This window comes from Dactylosporangium sp. CA-152071 (assembly GCF_050936335.1).
Taxonomy (GTDB): Bacteria; Actinomycetota; Actinomycetes; order Mycobacteriales; family Micromonosporaceae; genus Dactylosporangium; species Dactylosporangium maewongense.
Map to the genome: position 1 here is coordinate 3,108,221 of NZ_JBNJMZ010000001.1, position 16,628 is coordinate 3,124,848.

Annotated in this window: 16 protein-coding genes; 9 read left to right on the plus strand and 7 right to left on the minus strand. The window is 72.7% G+C overall.

Going from position 1 to position 16,628, the window contains the following annotated elements; genetic code table 11:
* The first annotated feature begins 18 nt into the window (after positions 1-18).
* The 7 genes from ACQEVZ_RS13755 (at position 19) to ACQEVZ_RS13785 (ending at position 7,769) form a co-directional block, all read left to right on the plus strand.
* Positions 19-1,380: a pyridoxal phosphate-dependent decarboxylase family protein gene (locus tag ACQEVZ_RS13755; RefSeq protein ID WP_433366133.1), complete on the plus strand. Its 1,362-nt coding sequence runs from the start codon at positions 19-21 to the stop codon at positions 1,378-1,380.
* Between the two features lie 572 nt (positions 1,381-1,952).
* Positions 1,953-2,540 (plus strand): hypothetical protein, encoded by a 588-nt coding sequence (locus ACQEVZ_RS13760; RefSeq protein ID WP_344502477.1) that lies wholly within the window; start codon positions 1,953-1,955, stop codon positions 2,538-2,540.
* 203 nt (positions 2,541-2,743) lie between these two features.
* A complete protein-coding gene (locus tag ACQEVZ_RS13765; protein ID WP_433366136.1) occupies positions 2,744-4,918 on the plus strand; it encodes a ricin-type beta-trefoil lectin domain protein in 2,175 nt (724 codons plus the stop codon).
* Between the two features lie 107 nt (positions 4,919-5,025).
* Positions 5,026-5,706 carry a diguanylate cyclase domain-containing protein gene (locus tag ACQEVZ_RS13770; protein ID WP_433366139.1) on the plus strand — a complete coding sequence of 227 codons (681 nt, stop codon included), beginning with the start codon at positions 5,026-5,028 and terminating at the stop codon, positions 5,704-5,706.
* A 13-nt stretch (positions 5,707-5,719) separates the two neighbouring features.
* Positions 5,720-6,451 (plus strand): cobalt-precorrin-6A reductase, encoded by a 732-nt coding sequence (locus ACQEVZ_RS13775; protein ID WP_354893468.1) that lies wholly within the window; start codon positions 5,720-5,722, stop codon positions 6,449-6,451.
* Between the two features lie 13 nt (positions 6,452-6,464).
* The gene (locus tag ACQEVZ_RS13780; RefSeq protein WP_433366143.1) at positions 6,465-7,283 is read left to right on the plus strand and encodes a PHP domain-containing protein; all 819 of its coding nucleotides are present in this window, start codon (positions 6,465-6,467) and stop codon (positions 7,281-7,283) included.
* 9 nt (positions 7,284-7,292) lie between these two features.
* Entirely contained in the window at positions 7,293-7,769 is a 477-nt protein-coding gene (locus ACQEVZ_RS13785; protein WP_344502482.1) for a hypothetical protein, read from the plus strand.
* A gap of 9 nt (positions 7,770-7,778) precedes the next feature.
* Here the strand turns inward: ACQEVZ_RS13785 and ACQEVZ_RS13790 are convergent, their stop codons facing one another.
* The 6 genes from ACQEVZ_RS13790 to ACQEVZ_RS13815 form a co-directional block, all read right to left on the minus strand.
* Positions 7,779-8,366 (minus strand): hypothetical protein, encoded by a 588-nt coding sequence (locus ACQEVZ_RS13790; protein WP_433366146.1) that lies wholly within the window; start codon positions 8,364-8,366, stop codon positions 7,779-7,781.
* 29 nt (positions 8,367-8,395) lie between these two features.
* Positions 8,396-8,872, minus strand: coding sequence for a hypothetical protein (locus tag ACQEVZ_RS13795; protein WP_433366149.1), 477 nt, complete (start codon positions 8,870-8,872; stop codon positions 8,396-8,398).
* Positions 8,873-9,211: 339 nt separating this feature from the next.
* Positions 9,212-10,036 (minus strand): hypothetical protein, encoded by an 825-nt coding sequence (locus ACQEVZ_RS13800; protein ID WP_433366152.1) that lies wholly within the window; start codon positions 10,034-10,036, stop codon positions 9,212-9,214.
* 290 nt (positions 10,037-10,326) lie between these two features.
* Positions 10,327-11,076 (minus strand): hypothetical protein, encoded by a 750-nt coding sequence (locus tag ACQEVZ_RS13805; protein ID WP_433366155.1) that lies wholly within the window; start codon positions 11,074-11,076, stop codon positions 10,327-10,329.
* Positions 11,077-11,174: 98 nt separating this feature from the next.
* Complete coding sequence (locus ACQEVZ_RS13810) at positions 11,175-12,419, minus strand: ROK family protein (RefSeq protein WP_344502487.1); 1,245 nt, start codon at positions 12,417-12,419, stop codon at positions 11,175-11,177.
* 31 nt (positions 12,420-12,450) lie between these two features.
* Positions 12,451-13,494, minus strand: a complete 1,044-nt coding sequence (locus ACQEVZ_RS13815; RefSeq protein WP_433366158.1) for a hypothetical protein — start codon at positions 13,492-13,494, stop codon at positions 12,451-12,453.
* A 167-nt stretch (positions 13,495-13,661) separates the two neighbouring features.
* On the opposite strand from ACQEVZ_RS13815, the gene ACQEVZ_RS13820 reads away from it, so the two are divergent.
* Positions 13,662-14,483, plus strand: coding sequence for a LamG-like jellyroll fold domain-containing protein (locus ACQEVZ_RS13820; protein ID WP_433366161.1), 822 nt, complete (start codon positions 13,662-13,664; stop codon positions 14,481-14,483).
* Positions 14,484-14,499: 16 nt separating this feature from the next.
* Here ACQEVZ_RS13820 and ACQEVZ_RS13825 read toward each other — a convergent pair whose 3' ends face one another.
* Positions 14,500-15,927, minus strand: a complete 1,428-nt coding sequence (locus ACQEVZ_RS13825; RefSeq protein WP_433366164.1) for an MFS transporter — start codon at positions 15,925-15,927, stop codon at positions 14,500-14,502.
* Between the two features lie 112 nt (positions 15,928-16,039).
* Here ACQEVZ_RS13825 and ACQEVZ_RS13830 point away from each other — a divergent pair, with 112 nt between their 5' ends.
* On the plus strand, positions 16,040-16,600 hold the full coding sequence (locus ACQEVZ_RS13830) for a TetR/AcrR family transcriptional regulator (RefSeq protein ID WP_360561841.1): 561 nt from the start codon (positions 16,040-16,042) through the stop codon (positions 16,598-16,600).
* The last annotated feature ends 28 nt before the right edge of the window (positions 16,601-16,628 follow it).

Genomic DNA, 16,628 nt, shown 5'->3' on the forward strand with positions numbered 1-16,628 from the left:
CGGGACAGTATGGGACGCATGGAGCAACCCGACTGGCACGGCCCGCTCACCGAGGCGTACGAGCAGGCGACCCGCTTCCTGACCGGTCTCCCGTCCCGCCCGGTCGGCAGCGGCGCCGGCCCGGACGAGCTGCGGGCGGCGCTCGGCGGGCCGCTGCCCGACAAGGGCACCGACGCGCGTGAGGTGATCGCCCGGCTCGCCGCCGCGGCCGACGCCGGGATCGTCGCGTCGCCGAGCGGCCGGTTCTTCGGGTTCGTCATCGGCGGCGCGACACCGGCCGCGCTCGCCGCCGACTGGCTCACCGCGACCTGGGACCAGAACGCGGGCCTCTACGCCGCCGGCCCGTCCGCCGCGGTCGTCGAGGAGGTCGCCGGCGGCTGGCTCCGCGACCTGTTCGGCCTGCCGGCGCACACCTCGGTCGGCTTCGTCACCGGCGCGCAGATGAGCCACGTGACCGCGCTCGCCGCCGCCCGCCACGAGGTCCTGCGCCGCGCCGGCTGGGACGTCGAGGCCGGCGGCCTGCACGGCGCCCCGCGCATCACGGTCGTCGCCGGCGCCGACCGGCACTCGACCATCGACCGCGCGCTGCGGTTCCTCGGCATCGGCACCGCCGCGCTGGTGCCGGTGGACGTCGACGACCAGGGCCGCATGCAGCCGGACGCGCTGCGCACCGCGCTCGACGACATCGACGGCCCGGTCATCGTCTGCGCCCAGCTGGGCAACGTCAACACCGGCGCGTGCGACCCGATCGCCGCCATCTGCGACATCGCGCACGCGTCCGGCGCCTGGGTCCACGTCGACGGCGCCTTCGGCCTGTGGGCCGCGGCCAGCTCCCGCCACCGCCACCTCGTGACGGGCGTCGACCGGGCCGACTCCTGGACCACCGACGCCCACAAGTGGCTCAACGTCCCGTACGACTCCGGCCTCGTCTTCTGCGCCCACCCGCAGGCCCACCGCGCCGCCATGGGCGTCCGCGCCGCCTACCTCGTCCACGCGGGCGGCAACGAACGCGACGCCCTCGACCACAACCCGGAGTTCTCCCGCCGCGCGCGCGGTTTCCCCGTGTACGCGGCCCTGCGCACCCTCGGCCGGGACGGCGTCGAGGCCCTCATCGACCGCACCTGCGAGCTCGCCACCCGCTTCGCCACCCACATGGGCGACGCGGTCCTCAACGAGGTCGTCCTCAACCAGGTCCTGCTCACCTTCGGCCCGCAGACCTTCGACCTCATCACCCGCGTCCGCGAGGAAGGCACCTGCTGGGTCAGCGGCACCACCTGGCAGGGCAGTCCCGCCATGCGCTTCTCCGTCAGCAACCACACCACCGACGAGTCAGACATCGACCGCGCCGCCGAGGTCATCCTCCGCCTCGCCACCTCCTGACCAGCCGCCGCCTTGATCGAAGGACGGAAGCGGCCGTCCCCCGACAACCAGATCCATCCTTGGATCATGCGGTTCGGGGGAGGTACGGCCTTTCCCCGTGTCAGGACGCACGTAGCGGTCGCATCACGCCGCGGGACCCGGATCGAGCACCTTGCCGCGGGTAGCGCGGTCGCGGGCGGTAGTGCGGGGAACGTCAGGGCTTGATCGAAGGATCGCAGTGGTCGTCATGGGCCGGATTCGTCCTTCGATCTTGCCCGGCGGCGGACAAGTGGGCGTTCCAACCGGAGTTGGACGGGCCGCGGATGCCCGCGCGAGCGGCATCCTGCCGCGCGAGCGCAGGCAGTGCGCCGCGGAGCGGCGCATTGGGGTGCGGGTGAGAATCCCCGCCGGGACCCGCCGCGAAGCGGTGGGGCGGAAACACAGCACAGTGAGGTGGGACACGGTGGTTGTCGGGTGGCATACATCCGGGATTCAACGGGCGGGCGGGGTGCGTAGGTTCATGGGCGTCGCAAGGAAAACAACCCCCCGAACACCTTCCCCGCACCACCACATATATAAGGAAACGAATCCCCATGAAGCGTCTGCTGATCGCGTCCGTTGTCGCCGGTGCCACCCTGCTGCTGACCGCCGCCTGCGGGGGTGATGACAAGAAGGCCGACGACAAGAAGGACGCGCCGGCCGCCGCGGCCTCGACCGTTGCCAGCGGCGCACCCGCCGGGAGTGGGCAGCCGTCCGGAAGTGCCAGCGCGAAGGCGAGCGGTGCGGCCGGAAAGGGGCTGCAGTACCAGACGGTGGCGAAGCTGACCGGTGACCTGTTCACCAAGGACCCGCTGTGCCCGGTCGGCCAGTGGGACACGAACTCGACGGGGGTGCCCTCGAAGTACCGGTCCGCGGTCGCGAACTTCAAGCAGTTCGACTGCTACAAGAAGAAGGGCGACTTCATGCCGTCGCGGGGGCAGCAGGCGATCTTCGTGGAGTTCAAGGCGGCCAACGCGGCCAAGGCGTACGCGCAGGACGAGGCGAAGATGTACCCGACGCTCATCGTCGGCAACACGGTCGTCGTGGCGGGCACAGGCCTGGAGAACACGGACATGAAGGCCTACCTGGAGGCCGTGAACGAGACGGTCGGCGGCGCGGGCGAGATCCTGGCGAAGGCCTAAATCCGCAGGCCAGCCCCTTAATTCAGGTCGCGTATTGACTAAGGCACCGGGGCGGGAATAGCCTCCGATGGATCTGTAAGGCAACTTCACAGATCTCGGCCTCCGTCGTCACCCACCGGCGCCGGAGGGCGGCTCCCCGCCCGCCCCGGACCTACCCCCGACATGGGTCCCGAGGGCGGGCGAACCGCCCAGAAGGGACCCCCGTGACCCGCATCTCACGACGCAGGATCGGTCTCGCCATCGGCGCGACCGTCCTAGCCGTCACCGGCACCACCGTGGTCGCCATGACCACCGCCTCGGCCGCCGCCACCGGCCAGATCACCGGCTACGGCGGCAAGTGCGTCGACGTCGCCGCCGCCAGCACCGCCAACGGCACCCAGGTCCAGCTGTACACCTGCAACGGCACCGGCGCCCAGCAGTGGACGGTCGGCGACGACGGCACGATCCGCGCCCTCGGCAAGTGCCTCGACGTCAACGCCGCCAGCACCGCCAACGGCACGAAGATCCAGATCTGGGACTGCAACGGGACCACCGCGCAGCAGTGGTCCAAGCAGAGCGACGGCACGCTGCGGTCGCTCGGCAAGTGCCTGGACGCGACCGGCCCCAGCTCCGCCGACGGGACCAAGCTCCAGCTGTGGGACTGCTTCGCGAGCGCCAACCAGCAGTGGACGCTCCCGGGAGGCACCACGAACCCGCCGACCAGCACGCCCCCGAACAACCCGAACAACCCCGACCTCGGCCCGAACGTGTCGGTGTTCGACTCCTCGATGTCGCAGGCGACGATCCAGAACCGGCTCAACACCGTGTTCAACCAGCAGGTGACGAACCAGTTCGGCGACGCCCGGTTCGCGCTGCTGTTCAAGCCCGGCACGTACAACGTCAACGCCAACGTCGGGTTCTTCACCCAGGTCGCCGGCCTCGGGCTGAGCCCGGACTCGGTGGTCATCAACGGCGCCGTGCACGCCGAGGCCGACTGGTGGCCGGACGGCTCGCAGAACGCGACGCAGAACTTCTGGCGCTCCGCGGAGAACCTGTCGGTCACCCCGACCGGCGGGCTCGACCGGTGGGCGGTGTCGCAGGCCGCGCCGTACCGGCGGATGCACGTGCGCGGGAACCTGGCGCTGTCCGACGGCGGCTGGTCCAGCGGTGGCTGGATCTCCGACAGCAAGATCGACGGCCAGATCCAGTCCGGCAGCCAGCAGCAGTGGATCACCCGTAACTCGCAGATCGGCAGCTGGTCCGGCTCCAACTGGAACCAGGTCTTCGTCGGTACCGCCGGAGCGCCCGGCAACAGCTTCCCCAACCCGCCGTACACCACGGTCGGCACCGCGCCGGTCGTGCGGGAGAAGCCGTTCCTGTACGTCGACGGCGCCGGCGCCTACCAGGTGTTCGTGCCGTCGCTGCGGACCAACGCCAGCGGCAACAGCTGGTCCTCCGGCAGCACCGCCGGGTCGAGCCTGCCGATCAGCCAGTTCTACATCGTGAAGGCCGGCGCGACCGCGGCCAGCATCAACGCGGCCCTCGCCGCCGGGCAGAACCTGCTGTTCACCCCCGGCGTGTACCACGTGAACGACACCATCCGGATCACCCGCGCCAACACGGTCGTGCTCGGCCTGGGCCTGGCCACGATCGTGCCCGACAACGGCGTGACCGCGATGACCGTCGCCGACGTCGACGGCGTGAAGGTCGCCGGGGTCCTCTTCGACGCCGGCACCACCAACTCGCAGGTCCTCATGGAGGTCGGCCCGAACGGCTCGACCGCGGACCACTCGGCGAACCCGACCTCGCTGCACGACGTGTTCTTCCGCGTCGGCGGCTCGATCGCCGGCAAGGCGACCGTCAGCCTGCGGGTCAACAGCAACAACGTGATCGGCGACCACATGTGGATCTGGCGCGCCGACCACGGCAACGGCGGCACCGTCGGCTGGAACATCAACACCGGCGCGAACGGCCTCGTCGTCAACGGCAACAACGTCACCATGTACGGCCTGTTCGTCGAGCACTACCAGCAGTACCAGACGATCTGGAACGGCAACGGCGGCCGGACGTACTTCTACCAGAACGAGATCCCGTACGACGTGCCGAACCAGTCCAGCTGGTCCAGCGGCGGCGGGGCGCAGGGCTGGGCCGCGTACAAGGTCGGCGCGAACGTCACCAGTCACGAGGCGTGGGGGCTGGGCAGCTACTGCTTCTTCAGCACCAACCCGAGCGTCGTGCTGGGCCACTCGTTCGAGGTCCCGCAGACCCCGAACGTGAAGTTCCACAACATGGTCACCGTCTCCCTCGGCGGCACCGGCACCATCGCGCACATCATCAACAACACCGGCGGGCCGTCGAACTCCTCGACGAACGTCGCGAACTGGGTCAACTACCCGTAACCACTGCCGATCAGACCGGCGATGCTGTCGTCGCCGGTCTGCTCGCGGTCTGCGCCGCGGCCCAGGTCGCGGTCATCCTGGCGCCCACGGCCGGCACGATCGCGACCGTGGGCGCCGCCACGACGCTCCTCGCCCTCGCCACGAACGTGCGGCTCTTCCGCCGTTTCGCCGCCGGCACCGGCAGGGCCAGGGTCGCCTGGTTCTTCGCCGGGCTCGCGTCCAGCGGCTGGACCCTGGCCTGCCTGCAGTACCTGGTGCTTCGTACCAATGCGCACCTGCTCGCCGAGGTCGACCGGCAGCGGGCCGAGCTGGCGCACCAGGCGACCCACGACGACCTCACCGGCCTGCCGAACCGGGCGCTGCTCCACGCGACGCTGCCGTCGCTGCACGGCGGGCTGGTGCTGCTGGACCTCGACGGGTTCAAGCAGGTCAACGACACGCTCGGGCACCCGGCCGGCGACCGGGTGCTCGTCGAGGCGGCCGCCGCGCTGCGGGCCGCGGTCCGCGCCGGCGACCTGCCCGCCCGGCTCGGCGGCGACGAGTTCGCGGTACTGCTCGCCGACGTGCGCGACGAGCGGGAGGCGGTCGCGGTCGCCGACCGGATCATCGCCGGGATCGTGGCGCGGGTGGCGTCGTCGGGCTGCCCGGTGCGGGTCGGTGCGAGCGCCGGGGTGGTGGTCCGCACGCCGGGACTGGACGACGAGACGATGTTCCGCCTCGCCGACGCCGCGCTGTACCGCTCGAAGGCGGCCGGGAAGGGACGCGTCGAGCTGCACGTCGCCGCATGACATCCTTGCCGGCGTGCGCACTGTGCTCATCCTCGGCGGGACCGGTGAGGCGAGGCGGCTCGCGGAGGCGCTGACCGGCGGCTGCCGGGTGATCAGCTCCCTCGCCGGGCGGGTCGCGGACCCTGCCCTGCCGCCCGGCGAGGTCCGCGTCGGCGGGTTCGGCGGCCCCGCGGGGCTGGCCTCCTACGTGCGGGCCGAGGCGGTCGACGTGGTCGTCGACGCGACCCATCCGTTCGCGGCGGGGATGAGCGCGTCGGCGGCGGCGGCAGGTGTACCGCTGGTGGTGCTGCGACGCCCGGGTTGGATCGCCGGCGAGGGCGACGAGTGGCACCGGGTACAGGACCTCGATGCCGCGGCGGCGTTCATCGCGGCATCCCCCTACGAGCGGGTGTTCCTCACCACCGGCAGGCAGGGCCTCGGCGCGTTCGCCGCCCTGACGGACCGCTGGTTTCTCGTGCGCAGCGTCGACCCGGTGGCGCCGCCGCACCCGCCGCGGCTGGAGTCGATCCTCGACCGGGGGCCGTTCACCGTCGACGGGGAGACGGCGCTGCTCACCTCGTACGACATCCAGCTCCTCGTGACGAAGGACAGCGGCGGCCCGATGACGGCCGCGAAGCTTGACGCGGCACGGTCGCTGCGGCTGCCGGTGCTCATGGTCGACCGGCCCCCCGTCACGCCCGGCGTGCCCGTGGTGGCGAGCGTCACCGACGCCCTCACACACCTGCGGGGCCTCGGCATCTCCTGACACGATCACCGGCATGCTCCCCGCGGACCTGCACACGCACACCGAGTTCTCCTGGGACACCGCGACCGGCGACATGGAGGGCTCCTGCGCGCGGGCCGTGGAGCTCGGGCTGCCGGCGATCGCGTTCACCGAGCACACCGACTTCGTCGTCTGGGACGTCGACGAAGTCCCGGGCCGCCGGTTCTCGCACATGGCCGACGACAGGAACCTCGCACCGCCGCCGCTGGACGTGCCCGGCTACCTGGCGGCGATCGACCGGTGCCGGTCGAAGTTCCCGACGTTGAAGATCATCACCGGGGTCGAGCTGGGCGAGCCGCACTGGTTCCCGGCGCAGGCGTCCTCGCTGCTGACCTCGGCGCCGTTCGAGCGGGTCATCGGGTCGCTGCACTCGCTGCGGGTGGACGGCCGGTTCCGCCTCGTCGAGGACGAGTACCCGCTGCGGGGCGTCGCGGACGTGCTGCGCGACTACTTCACCGAGGCGATCCTCATGATCGAGACGGGCCCGCCGTTCTCGGCCCTGACCCACCTCGACTACCCGGTCCGCTACCTGCCGGCCGGCACCACGTTCACGATCGCGGACTTCGAGGAGGAGATCCGCGCGGTGCTGCGCGCCCTCGCCGGCACCGGCCGCGCCCTGGAGGTCAACACCCGCCGCGGCCCCGAACCCGAGTTCGTCACCTGGTGGCGCGACTGCGGCGGGCGCGCCGTGTGCTTCGGCAGCGACGCGCACCGGCCCGACCTGGTCGCGACCGGCTTCGCCGAGGCGGCCGCGATGGTGGAGGCCGCCGGCTTCCGGCCGGGCCGCCATCCGTACGACCACTGGCTGCTCTAGGGTTTCGGGATGGGTTGGAACACGTCGGCGCTGTTCGTGCGGGGCGCCTCGGCGGCGGACGCCGTCGGGCTGCTCGCGTCCCCAGCGGTCGCGGAAGGCGCCCCGGTCCCCGCCGACGAGGCCACGAGCGGGCTCGCCGACGGGGTGCTGTTCGCCGCGGAGACGGGCGGCTGGGCGCAGGTGTGGGACCCGTCGATGGCGCTCGCCCCGGCCTGCGACCCGCCCGGCGACGCGCTGAGCGTCATCTTCTCCAGCGTCGCCAGCACCTACGCGTTCACGCTCTCCAGCGGCGGCGAGGTCGTGCGGCAGCTCGTCCACGCCGACGGGGAGGCGGTCGTCGACGTGGGCGCGCCGCTGCCCGTGGAGGCGACCGTGGAGATCCCGTCCTGGGGGCCCGACGAGGACTTCCTGTGGGCCGTCATCGAGGCCGTGACCGGCACCGGCTACCCGGCGTCGCTGGAGTTCCAGCCGTACCGGCACGGCTGAGGCCTTTCTTCAGTCCGCCGGCCAGCTGTACTCGAACGACAGCGAGAACGTCCGGTCGATCCAGTCGCCGCTCGTCTCCCCCGGCGCCGGCCCCGGGCGGCCGCCCGCCTCGCTCAGCCGCCGGCGGACCTCGGCGAGCTCGGCGGAGCGGTCGTGCGCGGCAGTGCACACCCCGCCGTCGAAGCGCAGCTCGGCGACCCGTTCGAACCCGTACGCCGGCCGGAACCCCATGTGGAGAAACCCGATGCCGGCGATCCCGGCGCCGATCAGCAGCCGCCCGGTGAACGCGACCGGGGCGCCGACGTCCGAATAGGACCACCGGCCGCGCAGCCCCTTCGGAAGCGCCGAATGCCCCGGCAGGACCCCGAACAGCGGCACCGGCGGCGCTGTCGCGGGCGCGCCGAGCTCGGCGTCCTGGAGCAGCAGGCGGCCGGCGTCCACCCGGTACCGGCACACGAACCCGCGCCAGCACGCCGTGCTCATCGCGGTGACCTCGATGCCGTGGCCGGCCGGGTCGAACAGCCCCGCACCGTCGACCGCGGTCACGGCGTGCCACTCGCCGTCGTGCAGCACCTCGTCAGGCAGCTGTCCCGTCACGCCGCGAGTCTCGCACCCCCGGGACGCGGTCAGGGGGCGCAGACCGCGTGGGCGGTCGCGGACCAGGCGCCGGCGTAGCCGTCCTCGTCCTCGGTCGCGGTGATGCGGACCCCGCTGACCTTGTCGTCCTCCTTGACCGCGACGATGCGCACCTGACCGCCGCCGCCGGTGATCTCGCCGCCGACGCCGTGGACCCGCCCGGCCCCCTGGCACGACGCGACGACCGTCTTCGTGGCCGCCGAGTCGACGGCGGTCGTGGCGGACCTGCGGGTCTGCCCGGCGTGCGGCGTGCCGCAGATCGCCTGCGCGGTGACCGCCCACGGTCCGGCGAACCCGTCGTCGTCCTCGGACCCGGCGACGGTCACGGAGCCGAGGTCCGGCGCGATGCGCAGCCGCTCCAGCATGACGTTGCCCAGCCCGCCGGAGACGCCGCCGCCGGCGGTGTAGACCTTCTTGCCGGGCCGGCAGGTGGCGGTCGCGGACCGCTGCGCCGAGGAGTTCGCCACGACCTCCCAGCCGACCGGCGGCAGGTGGCAGGTGGCAGGCCGAGCTGGTGGTGACCCGCCAGCCGCCGGCGAACCCGGTGTCGTCCTCGGTCGCCACGACCGTCACCTCCCCGAACGGCGAGAAGATCAGGTTGGTGAGGCCGACCTGGGCCCCGCCGTCCTTGACCTCGGCGCTCACCGCGAGCGGGTATTCGTCCGGGCTGTTGCAGCCGCCCGGCTGCGCCTTGTTCAGGCTGTTGGTGTCGGACGTGCGGGCGAAGTGCGACGGCGTGTCCGCGTGCCCCGGCCCGGCGACGAGGGTCACCGCCGCCGCGACCGCGACCGTTGTCCAGGCCGCCTTCACTTCGCGCACACCGCCTGCCCCGCCAGGGTCCAGCTGCCGCCGTAACCGTTGCCGTCCTCGGTCGCGGTGACCAGCATCGCCGGCCCCTGATCGGTGGCCGCCATGATGGTGGTCAGCCGGGCCTGCCCACCCCCACCGGTGATCGCCGCGCCCATGCCCTGCAGGTGCTTGCCCTCCGGGCACCGCACGCCGAGCGCCTTCATCATGCTGGAGCTGGCGGGGACGGTCGCGGTGACCAGCTCGAGCCCGCTCAGCGTCGCGGTGCACACCGCTCTGGCGACGACCCGCCAGCCGCCGCCGAAGCCGTCCTCGTCCTCCACCGCCGTGACGCTGACAGCCTTCAGATCCGCGGTGATCCTCAGGTCGTCGAGCCCCACCTGGGCCTTCCCGCCGACGATCACGGCACCGCCGCTCATCACCCGGCTGCTGCCCGGACAGGTCGCCGTCGCCGCCTGTGTACTGCTGGAGCTCAGCGCCGACTGGCCGGTGACGACCTTCCGGTCGACGGGCGCGACCCCACAGATGACCGACGCGTACAGGCGCCACTGCCCGGCAAACCCGTCCTGGTCCTCGACCGCGGCGGTGTCGACCCCACTCAGGTCGGCCTTGGGCCCGACCGCCGTCAGGAACACGTCGTCCCCACCCCCGGTGATCGCCGCCCCCGCCCCGATGACGTCCGACGACGAACAGTGGTGGTCCCGCGCCTTCACCGCCGCACTGTCGAGCGCCGTCGCCACGAACCCTGCCCCGGTGAACCCCGCCCTCGCCGGCGCCGGCACACCCACCAGCACCACCGCGAGCACCACCGCCCAGACCCTCACCTGGAGTCCTCAGGCATGCACGGAGCGTAACACTCTGTGATCATCCAGACCGCTCCCTCAACCCCACGACGGGAGCCCTGATGGGACCGAGGTGACGTCGCGCAGCCGGGCGGACCGTTGTACAGCAGGTCCTCGCGGAGGAAAGGCATTGCCGCTGCCGTGAGGTGGGCGGCACTGGTGGTGAGCCGGTCCGCGCGGGGGCGTGCCGGTTGAGCCGGCCAGGTCGGTCGAGTGGCGGCGGAGCGGCGGGTGCGGGACGGGCGGTCGCAGCGCGGGTGGGGGCGAGTGGTTCAGGGGCGGGCCGGTTGAGTGGGCTGGGTGGACGGGGCTGGGCTGGGCAGGAAGTGCTGGGCGGCGGCGATCGCGGGGTACAGGAGGACGGCGAGCAGGAAGGTCAGCGGGGTCCAGCCGGCGAGGGCGTCGATGGTGAAGGTGGCGAGGACCAGGGCCGTGCCGAGGAGGGCGCCGCCGAGGGTGACGGTCGTGCCGCGGCGGCGGGGGCCGGGGCGGGGTGGGCCGGCGTGGCGGTCCAGGGCGGCGGCGAGGGCGGCGGCGCCGAGGAGGGCCGGGGTGGCGAGGAAGAGCGCGGCGAGGGGGCCGAGGAAGAGGTACAGCGCCAGGCCCAGGCCGGTCACGACCAACGTGAGGGCGAGGCCGAGCAGCAGGGCGAGCCACAGGTGCACGGCGCGGCTGCCGGACGGGGGTGGGGCGGGGACGGCGTCGCGGCGCAGCCAGGTCGCGGCGAGGAGGGCGGCGCCTGCCAGGACCAGCGCCGCCGACACGGCGAGGAGGACCGTTGAGGTGAGGGTCGTGGTCGAGGAGAGGTATTCGAAGGTCTGGCCGTCGTCGCGGACGCACGTGACGCGGGGCGGGAAGGAGCGCTCGACGGCCGTGAACGTGCGGCTCTCGTCGAAGCGGTAGTGGCACGAGCGCGCCGGGTCGAACTTGGACGGGCCGATGGCCCAGAGCGTGAGCGTGGTGCCGAGTCCGAGCAGGGCGCCCGTGCCGGTGAGCGCCCATCCGCCTGCCAGTGCCTTCATGCGGGACATGATGGCAAGGGGGCGCGAGGCGAACTGTATCGATCTTCGCAGGTCGCGACGCGAATTTCGGCAAACGGCGGTCAGAAGTGCGACACAGGTCAGGGGCGGGACGCGCGGCGCAGCAGCTCGGCCATCGGCAGGGTGGCCGCGCCGAACGCGACGGCGTCGGGGCCGAGCTCGCACAGCTCGATCGACACCTGGCCGAACGGGTGCTCCAGGGCCTGCTCCCCCGCCGCCGCGCGGATCTGCGGCAGGAAGCGGGCGCCGAGGGCGAGGCCGGCCCAGCCGCCGAGGACGACGCGCTCGGGGTTGAACAGGTTGACCAGGTTGCCGATGCCGGCGCCGAGCATGCCGGCGGTCTCGGCGAGGATGCCCTCGGCCTCGGGCGTGCCGGCCGCGATGAGGGCGGCGACGTCGGCGAGCTCGTCGGCGCTGCGGACCAGGCCGGGGTTGACCTGCTGGTACCGGTCGAGGATGCCCTCGGCGCCGACATAGGCCTCCAGGCAGCCGCGGGCGCCGCACCGGCACTGCCTGCCGCGGTAGACGACCGTGGTGTGGCCCCACTCGCCGGCGCTGCTGCTCGCGCCGCGGTAGAGGGTGCCGTTGGTGATGACGGCGGCGCCGACGCCGGAGCCGACGAGGACGATGACGGCGTTGGCGGCGCCGCGGCCCGCGCCGAACCACATCTCGGCCTGGCCGAGGGACTTCGCGCCGTTCTCGAAGAAGAGCGGGGCGGTGACGCCGCCGTCGCGCAGCAGCCCGTCGAGGGACGTGCCGCGCCAGCCGATGGTCGGGGCGTGCACCCGCACGGGGTCGGACTGCTCGACGGTGCCGGGCACGCCGATGCCGACGCCGATGACGTCGGCCGGGTCGGTGTCGCCGAGGACCTCGCGGATGCCGGCGAGCAGCTGCCCGGCGACGGCCTCCGGGGCGGGCCGCGACGACGGCAGCGGCTCGTCGACGGCCGCGAGGCGGGTCATGGACAGGTCGAACAGCTCGACCTTGACGCCGGTCTCGCCAACGTCGGCGCCGACGAGCCGGCCGAAGTCGGGGTTGACGCGCAGCAGCACGCGCGGGCGGCCGCCGTCGGACTCGATCTGGCCGGCCTCGACGATGAGGTGCTCCTGGAGCAGCTCGCCGGTGACGCTGCTGGCGGTCGCGGCGCTCAGGCCGGTGATGCGGCTCAGGTCGTGGCGGCTGAGCGGCCCCCGGAAGAACAGCTCCGAGAGCAGCGTTGACCGGTTGCGCCGGCGCATGTCACGGGTCGTGGCCCGCTCGACCTCGATGCGCACCACCGCCGCGTGTCCCTCCCCCGACTGCTGTTTGTCGGTGAATCGTGTCATGTGAGCGCTCCCGCGTCGACACCGTGGGTGCTCATCGTCGCCTGGCGCGTCGTGCTACGGCCGCGACCAGCATCAACGCGACCACCGTGAAGGCGCCCAGCAGCAGCGGGGCGCGGGTGGACCGCTGCGGGTCGGGCGCCGTCCGGGCCTGCGCCTGTGCCTGGGCCTGGGCGGGCGGGGGCGGTGCGGCGCTGCTCGGCGGGGCCGGTTTCAGGCCGCTCGGGTACCGCAGGATCACGGCCGGACCGTCCTGGTCGGAGACGGTCAGCAGGCTTGCGCCGTCGGCGGTGTAGGCGATCGCCTCCCCCTGCGGCTCGTCGGGCAGCGCGGTCACGGTGGCCTTGCCGGAGGTGATCGCCGCGGCGACGTCGCCGCCCTTGACCTCGAACTCGTAGGCGTCGGCGTAGGTGCGCACCACCGCCTTGGTGCCGTCGGCGGACACGGCGGCGCCGGTGACCCAGGCGATGCCGAGGAACCCCAACGGGTTGGACGTGCCGGTGCGCCGCGGCTCGAACGCGCCGACCTTGGTGAGCCTCGCGCCCACGGTGTTGTCGGTCGGCAGCGGCGTGTCGAGGCGGAACACCTCACCGTTTGGGTCCTTGGTGACGATCACCGGCCGGCCCTGCCCGTCGATGAGCAGCGCCTCGGCGTCGCGGGGCACCCCGTCCGGATACACCAGGCGGTGGATCTTCAGCTGCTTCGAGCCGGCGGCCATGGTCCACAGCGCGATCGTGCTGCGGCGGTTGCCGGAGCCGCCGGTCAAGGGGCTGTTGTCGCCGATGTCGGCGATCCACAGCGTGCCCTTCCGGTCGACGGCGAGGTCCTCGGGGTCCCGGGCGGTCGTGGGGTACTGGACGTCGCCGGTCACCCTGCACGCCTTGTCGAGCATGAAGACGCGGGTCTTGGCGGGGTCGGGGTTGCTGTCGTTCTCCACGAGGTAGCCCGTGGGGGTGACGGCGAGCCCGGACACCTCGGTCACGGCCGGGTCGGTGATCCGGCACATCTCGACGGGTGCCGCCGGCGCCCTCGCCGGCACGGCGGCGTGACCGGCGGAGGGCATCAGCACGATCAGCACAGCAACCACCGCCGCCCACCGCATGGTTCGAGTTTCCCAGAACCCTGACGATCATGTCCGGACATCCGGTTTGGGTGACCCTGCGTCAACCCTTCGGTTACGGAATGCGGCCGACACGTTGGGGGAAATGCTCGGAGGTTACGGCGTCAATATGACACATTTCGGGCATGAACACATGGGGGAACACGTATGGCGGACGGATGAGCGCCATCCGGCCGGCGGTGCTGGCGGCCGCGGCAATCTGCGCGCTCGGCGGCGCCGGCCCCGCGTCCGCCGCCCCGAGCCGGCCCGCACCCGAGCCGGCCGCCGCCACAGCCGAGACAGCCGCACCGGTCATCGTCGCCCGGTACACCTTCGACACCGCGAGCAAGGGAGCCGGGGGCGCCGTCGTCGAGGACGACTCCGGGCACGGGCACACGCTCACCTCGTCGGCCGGGCACGGCGGCAAGGTCCGGCTCGCCGAGCTGCCCGGGAAGATCACCACCGGCCTGGCGGCGGACTTCCCGACCCGGTGCGCCGGCAAGAAGTGCCCGCACGCGGTGCTGCAGACGCCCGACTCGCCGGAGCTGAACCCCGGCACCGGCCCGATCCGCTACGGCGCGACCGTGCGCCTGCCGAAGAAGGAGACCGGCTCCGGGCAGAACATCGTGCAGAAGGGCTACTCGGCCTCCGGCACCCAGTACAAGCTGCAGATCGACGGCGCGGCGGGCCGGCCGAGCTGCGTCTTCGCCGACGCGGCCGGGCCCGCGATCCACGTGGCCCTGTCGGACGTGTCGGTGTCCGACGGCGCCTGGCACCGCCTGGAGTGCCGCCGCGACGGCACCTCCCTCACCCTGCTCGTCGACGACGTGGTCCACGGCACGGCCACTCTGCCGGCGACGCTGTCGGTCGTCAACACCGTGCCGCTCAGCATCGGCGGCAAGGGCAACGGCAAGGACAACGACCAGTTCCACGGCATGCTCGACGACGTCTGGATCGCCCGCGGCTGAGCGGCTCCCGGGTCCCTCAGGCCTTCCGGGCCCGAGGGACCACGGTCGCGATCACCGCGGCGGCGGCGAGCATCGCGGTCAGCACGGCGAAGGCGTACGTGTAGCCCGACTCCAGCGGCAGGCCCGCGGGCGTCGTGTGGGCCGTGATCACGGCGCTGGCCACGGCCGCGCCGAGCGAGCCGCCGATGGTGCGGATGTTGGCGTTCATCCCGCTGGCCACGGCCGTCTGCCCGGCGGGGACGGTCGCCACGATGAGGTTGACCATCGCCGTGAACGTCAGCCCGAGCCCCACCCCGAACGCACCCGTCGCGACGGCGACCTGCCAGTACGCGTCGTGGAACAGCGTCAGCCCCGCGCACGACACCGCCGCGGTCGCGGTGCCGATCAGCAGCTGGACCTTCGTCGGCACGTACGCGGTCAGCGGGCCGCTCGCGGACCCGGCCACGGCCATCGTGACCAGCATCGGCAGCATGGCGAGACCGGCGCCGGTGACCGTGGTGCCGAACCCGTAGCCGGTCGACCGCGGCGTCTGCAGGAACTGGGGCAGGAACGCGTAGGTCGCGAACATCCCGGCACCGAACAGCAGCGACACCAGGTTCGTCGTCCACACCGCGGGCAGCCGCATCATCTGCATGTCGATCAGCGGCTCCGCCGAGCGCAGCTCCACCAGTACCCATGCGGCGGCGAGGACGAGGGCGAGCAGCAGCGGCCCGACGACCCGCGCGGACGTCCACCCCCACACCGGGGCCTTGCTCAGCGGCAGGATCAGGGCGACCAGCCACGCGGACAGCAGCACCCCGGCCGGCCAGTTGATCCGGCCCCGGCCCTGACCCGGGTCGCCGACCGGCGACTCGCGGACGAACCGCAGCGTCAGCAGCGCGGTGCCCGCCACGACGACGGCGGGGATCCAGAACAGCGCCCGCCAGTCCAGCGCGCCGACGACCGGGCCGGCGAGGACCACGCCGAGGCCGCCGCCGACGGCGATCACCGCGGACAGCCCGCCGATCGCGGACGGGACCCGGGCCGGTGGCAGCTCGTCGCGGAGGATGCCGAACGAGATCGGGAACACCGCCCCGCCGAGGCCCTGCACGACCCGCCCGATGATCAGGACGCCGACGTTGGGCGCCGCGGCGGCGATCAGGCACCCGACCGCGATGGCGGCGAGCGCGACGAGGAGGGTGCGGCGTTTGCCGTACATGTCGCCGATGCGCCCCATGATCGGCGTCGCCACGGCGGCGGACAGCAGCCACGCGGTGAGCACCCAGGTGACCGTGCCCTGACTGGTGTGCAGGTCGTGCTGGATCTTCGGCAGCACCGGCGTGACCAGCGACTGCAACAGGGAGAACGACGCGGCCGCGGTGGCGAGCGCGACGAAGAGGAACCGGCTCGCCCGCGGCTGGACGGTGGCGAGCGACGGCGGGCTGAGGGTGAGTGCGCGTGTCATCGGATCTTTCCCCCGGACGCGGTACAGTAGTGGAGGTACGCCTCCACATTAGCGGAGGGGTGCCTCCGCTTCCACCTGGTTCCACTGTTTCGTTGCGTGCTGGAGATCACCCATGTCGGCCGAGTCCCCTGTCGCCGTCCGGCGCCCGCAGCGCGCCGACGCCCGGCGCAACTTCGACGCGCTCCTCGCCGCGGCCCGTGACGCGTTCGCCGAGCACGGCACCGACGCGTCCCTGGAGGACATCGCCCGGCGCGCCGGCGTCGGGATCGGGACGCTGTACCGCAACTTCCCCACCCGCCAGGACCTCTTCGAGACCGTCTATCTCGGCGAGATCGAGCAGCTGTGCCAGACCGCCGAGGACGTCGCCGGCCTCCCGCCGTGGGACGCCCTGGAGTCCTGGTTGCGCAGGTTCGTGTCGTACGCGGCGACGAAGCGCGCCATCTACGAGGCGCTCAACCGCGACTCGGCGATGTTCCGCAGCTGCCGCGAGGAGATCTACCGCGTCGGCGAGCCCCTGATGACCCACGCCCAGTCCGCCGGCGCCGTCCGGCCCGACGTCACGTTCGACGACACCGTCCGCATGCTCAGCGGCCTCACCTCGGCCGGCTTCCGCGACGACGCCCAGCGCGACCGGGTGCTGCAGATCGCCCTGGACGGCCTGCGCCCCCGCTGACCGGCGCGGAGATGGACTCCGGGGCTCA

Bases quoted from the DNA above. Each gene is read 5' to 3' on its own strand.
- ACQEVZ_RS13755 (WP_433366133.1), top strand. From the start codon at position 19: ATGGAGCAACCCGACTGGCACGGCCCGCTCACCGAGGCGTACGAGCAG.
- ACQEVZ_RS13760 (WP_344502477.1), top strand. From the start codon at position 1,953: ATGAAGCGTCTGCTGATCGCGTCCGTTGTCGCCGGTGCCACCCTGCTG.
- ACQEVZ_RS13780 (WP_433366143.1), top strand. From the start codon at position 6,465: ATGCTCCCCGCGGACCTGCACACGCACACCGAGTTCTCCTGGGACACC.
- ACQEVZ_RS13785 (WP_344502482.1), top strand. From the start codon at position 7,293: ATGGGTTGGAACACGTCGGCGCTGTTCGTGCGGGGCGCCTCGGCGGCG.
- ACQEVZ_RS13805 (WP_433366155.1), bottom strand. From the start codon at position 11,076: ATGAAGGCACTGGCAGGCGGATGGGCGCTCACCGGCACGGGCGCCCTG.
- ACQEVZ_RS13810 (WP_344502487.1), bottom strand. From the start codon at position 12,419: ATGACACGATTCACCGACAAACAGCAGTCGGGGGAGGGACACGCGGCG.
- ACQEVZ_RS13820 (WP_433366161.1), top strand. From the start codon at position 13,662: ATGAACACATGGGGGAACACGTATGGCGGACGGATGAGCGCCATCCGG.
- ACQEVZ_RS13825 (WP_433366164.1), bottom strand. From the start codon at position 15,927: ATGACACGCGCACTCACCCTCAGCCCGCCGTCGCTCGCCACCGTCCAG.
- ACQEVZ_RS13830 (WP_360561841.1), top strand. From the start codon at position 16,040: ATGTCGGCCGAGTCCCCTGTCGCCGTCCGGCGCCCGCAGCGCGCCGAC.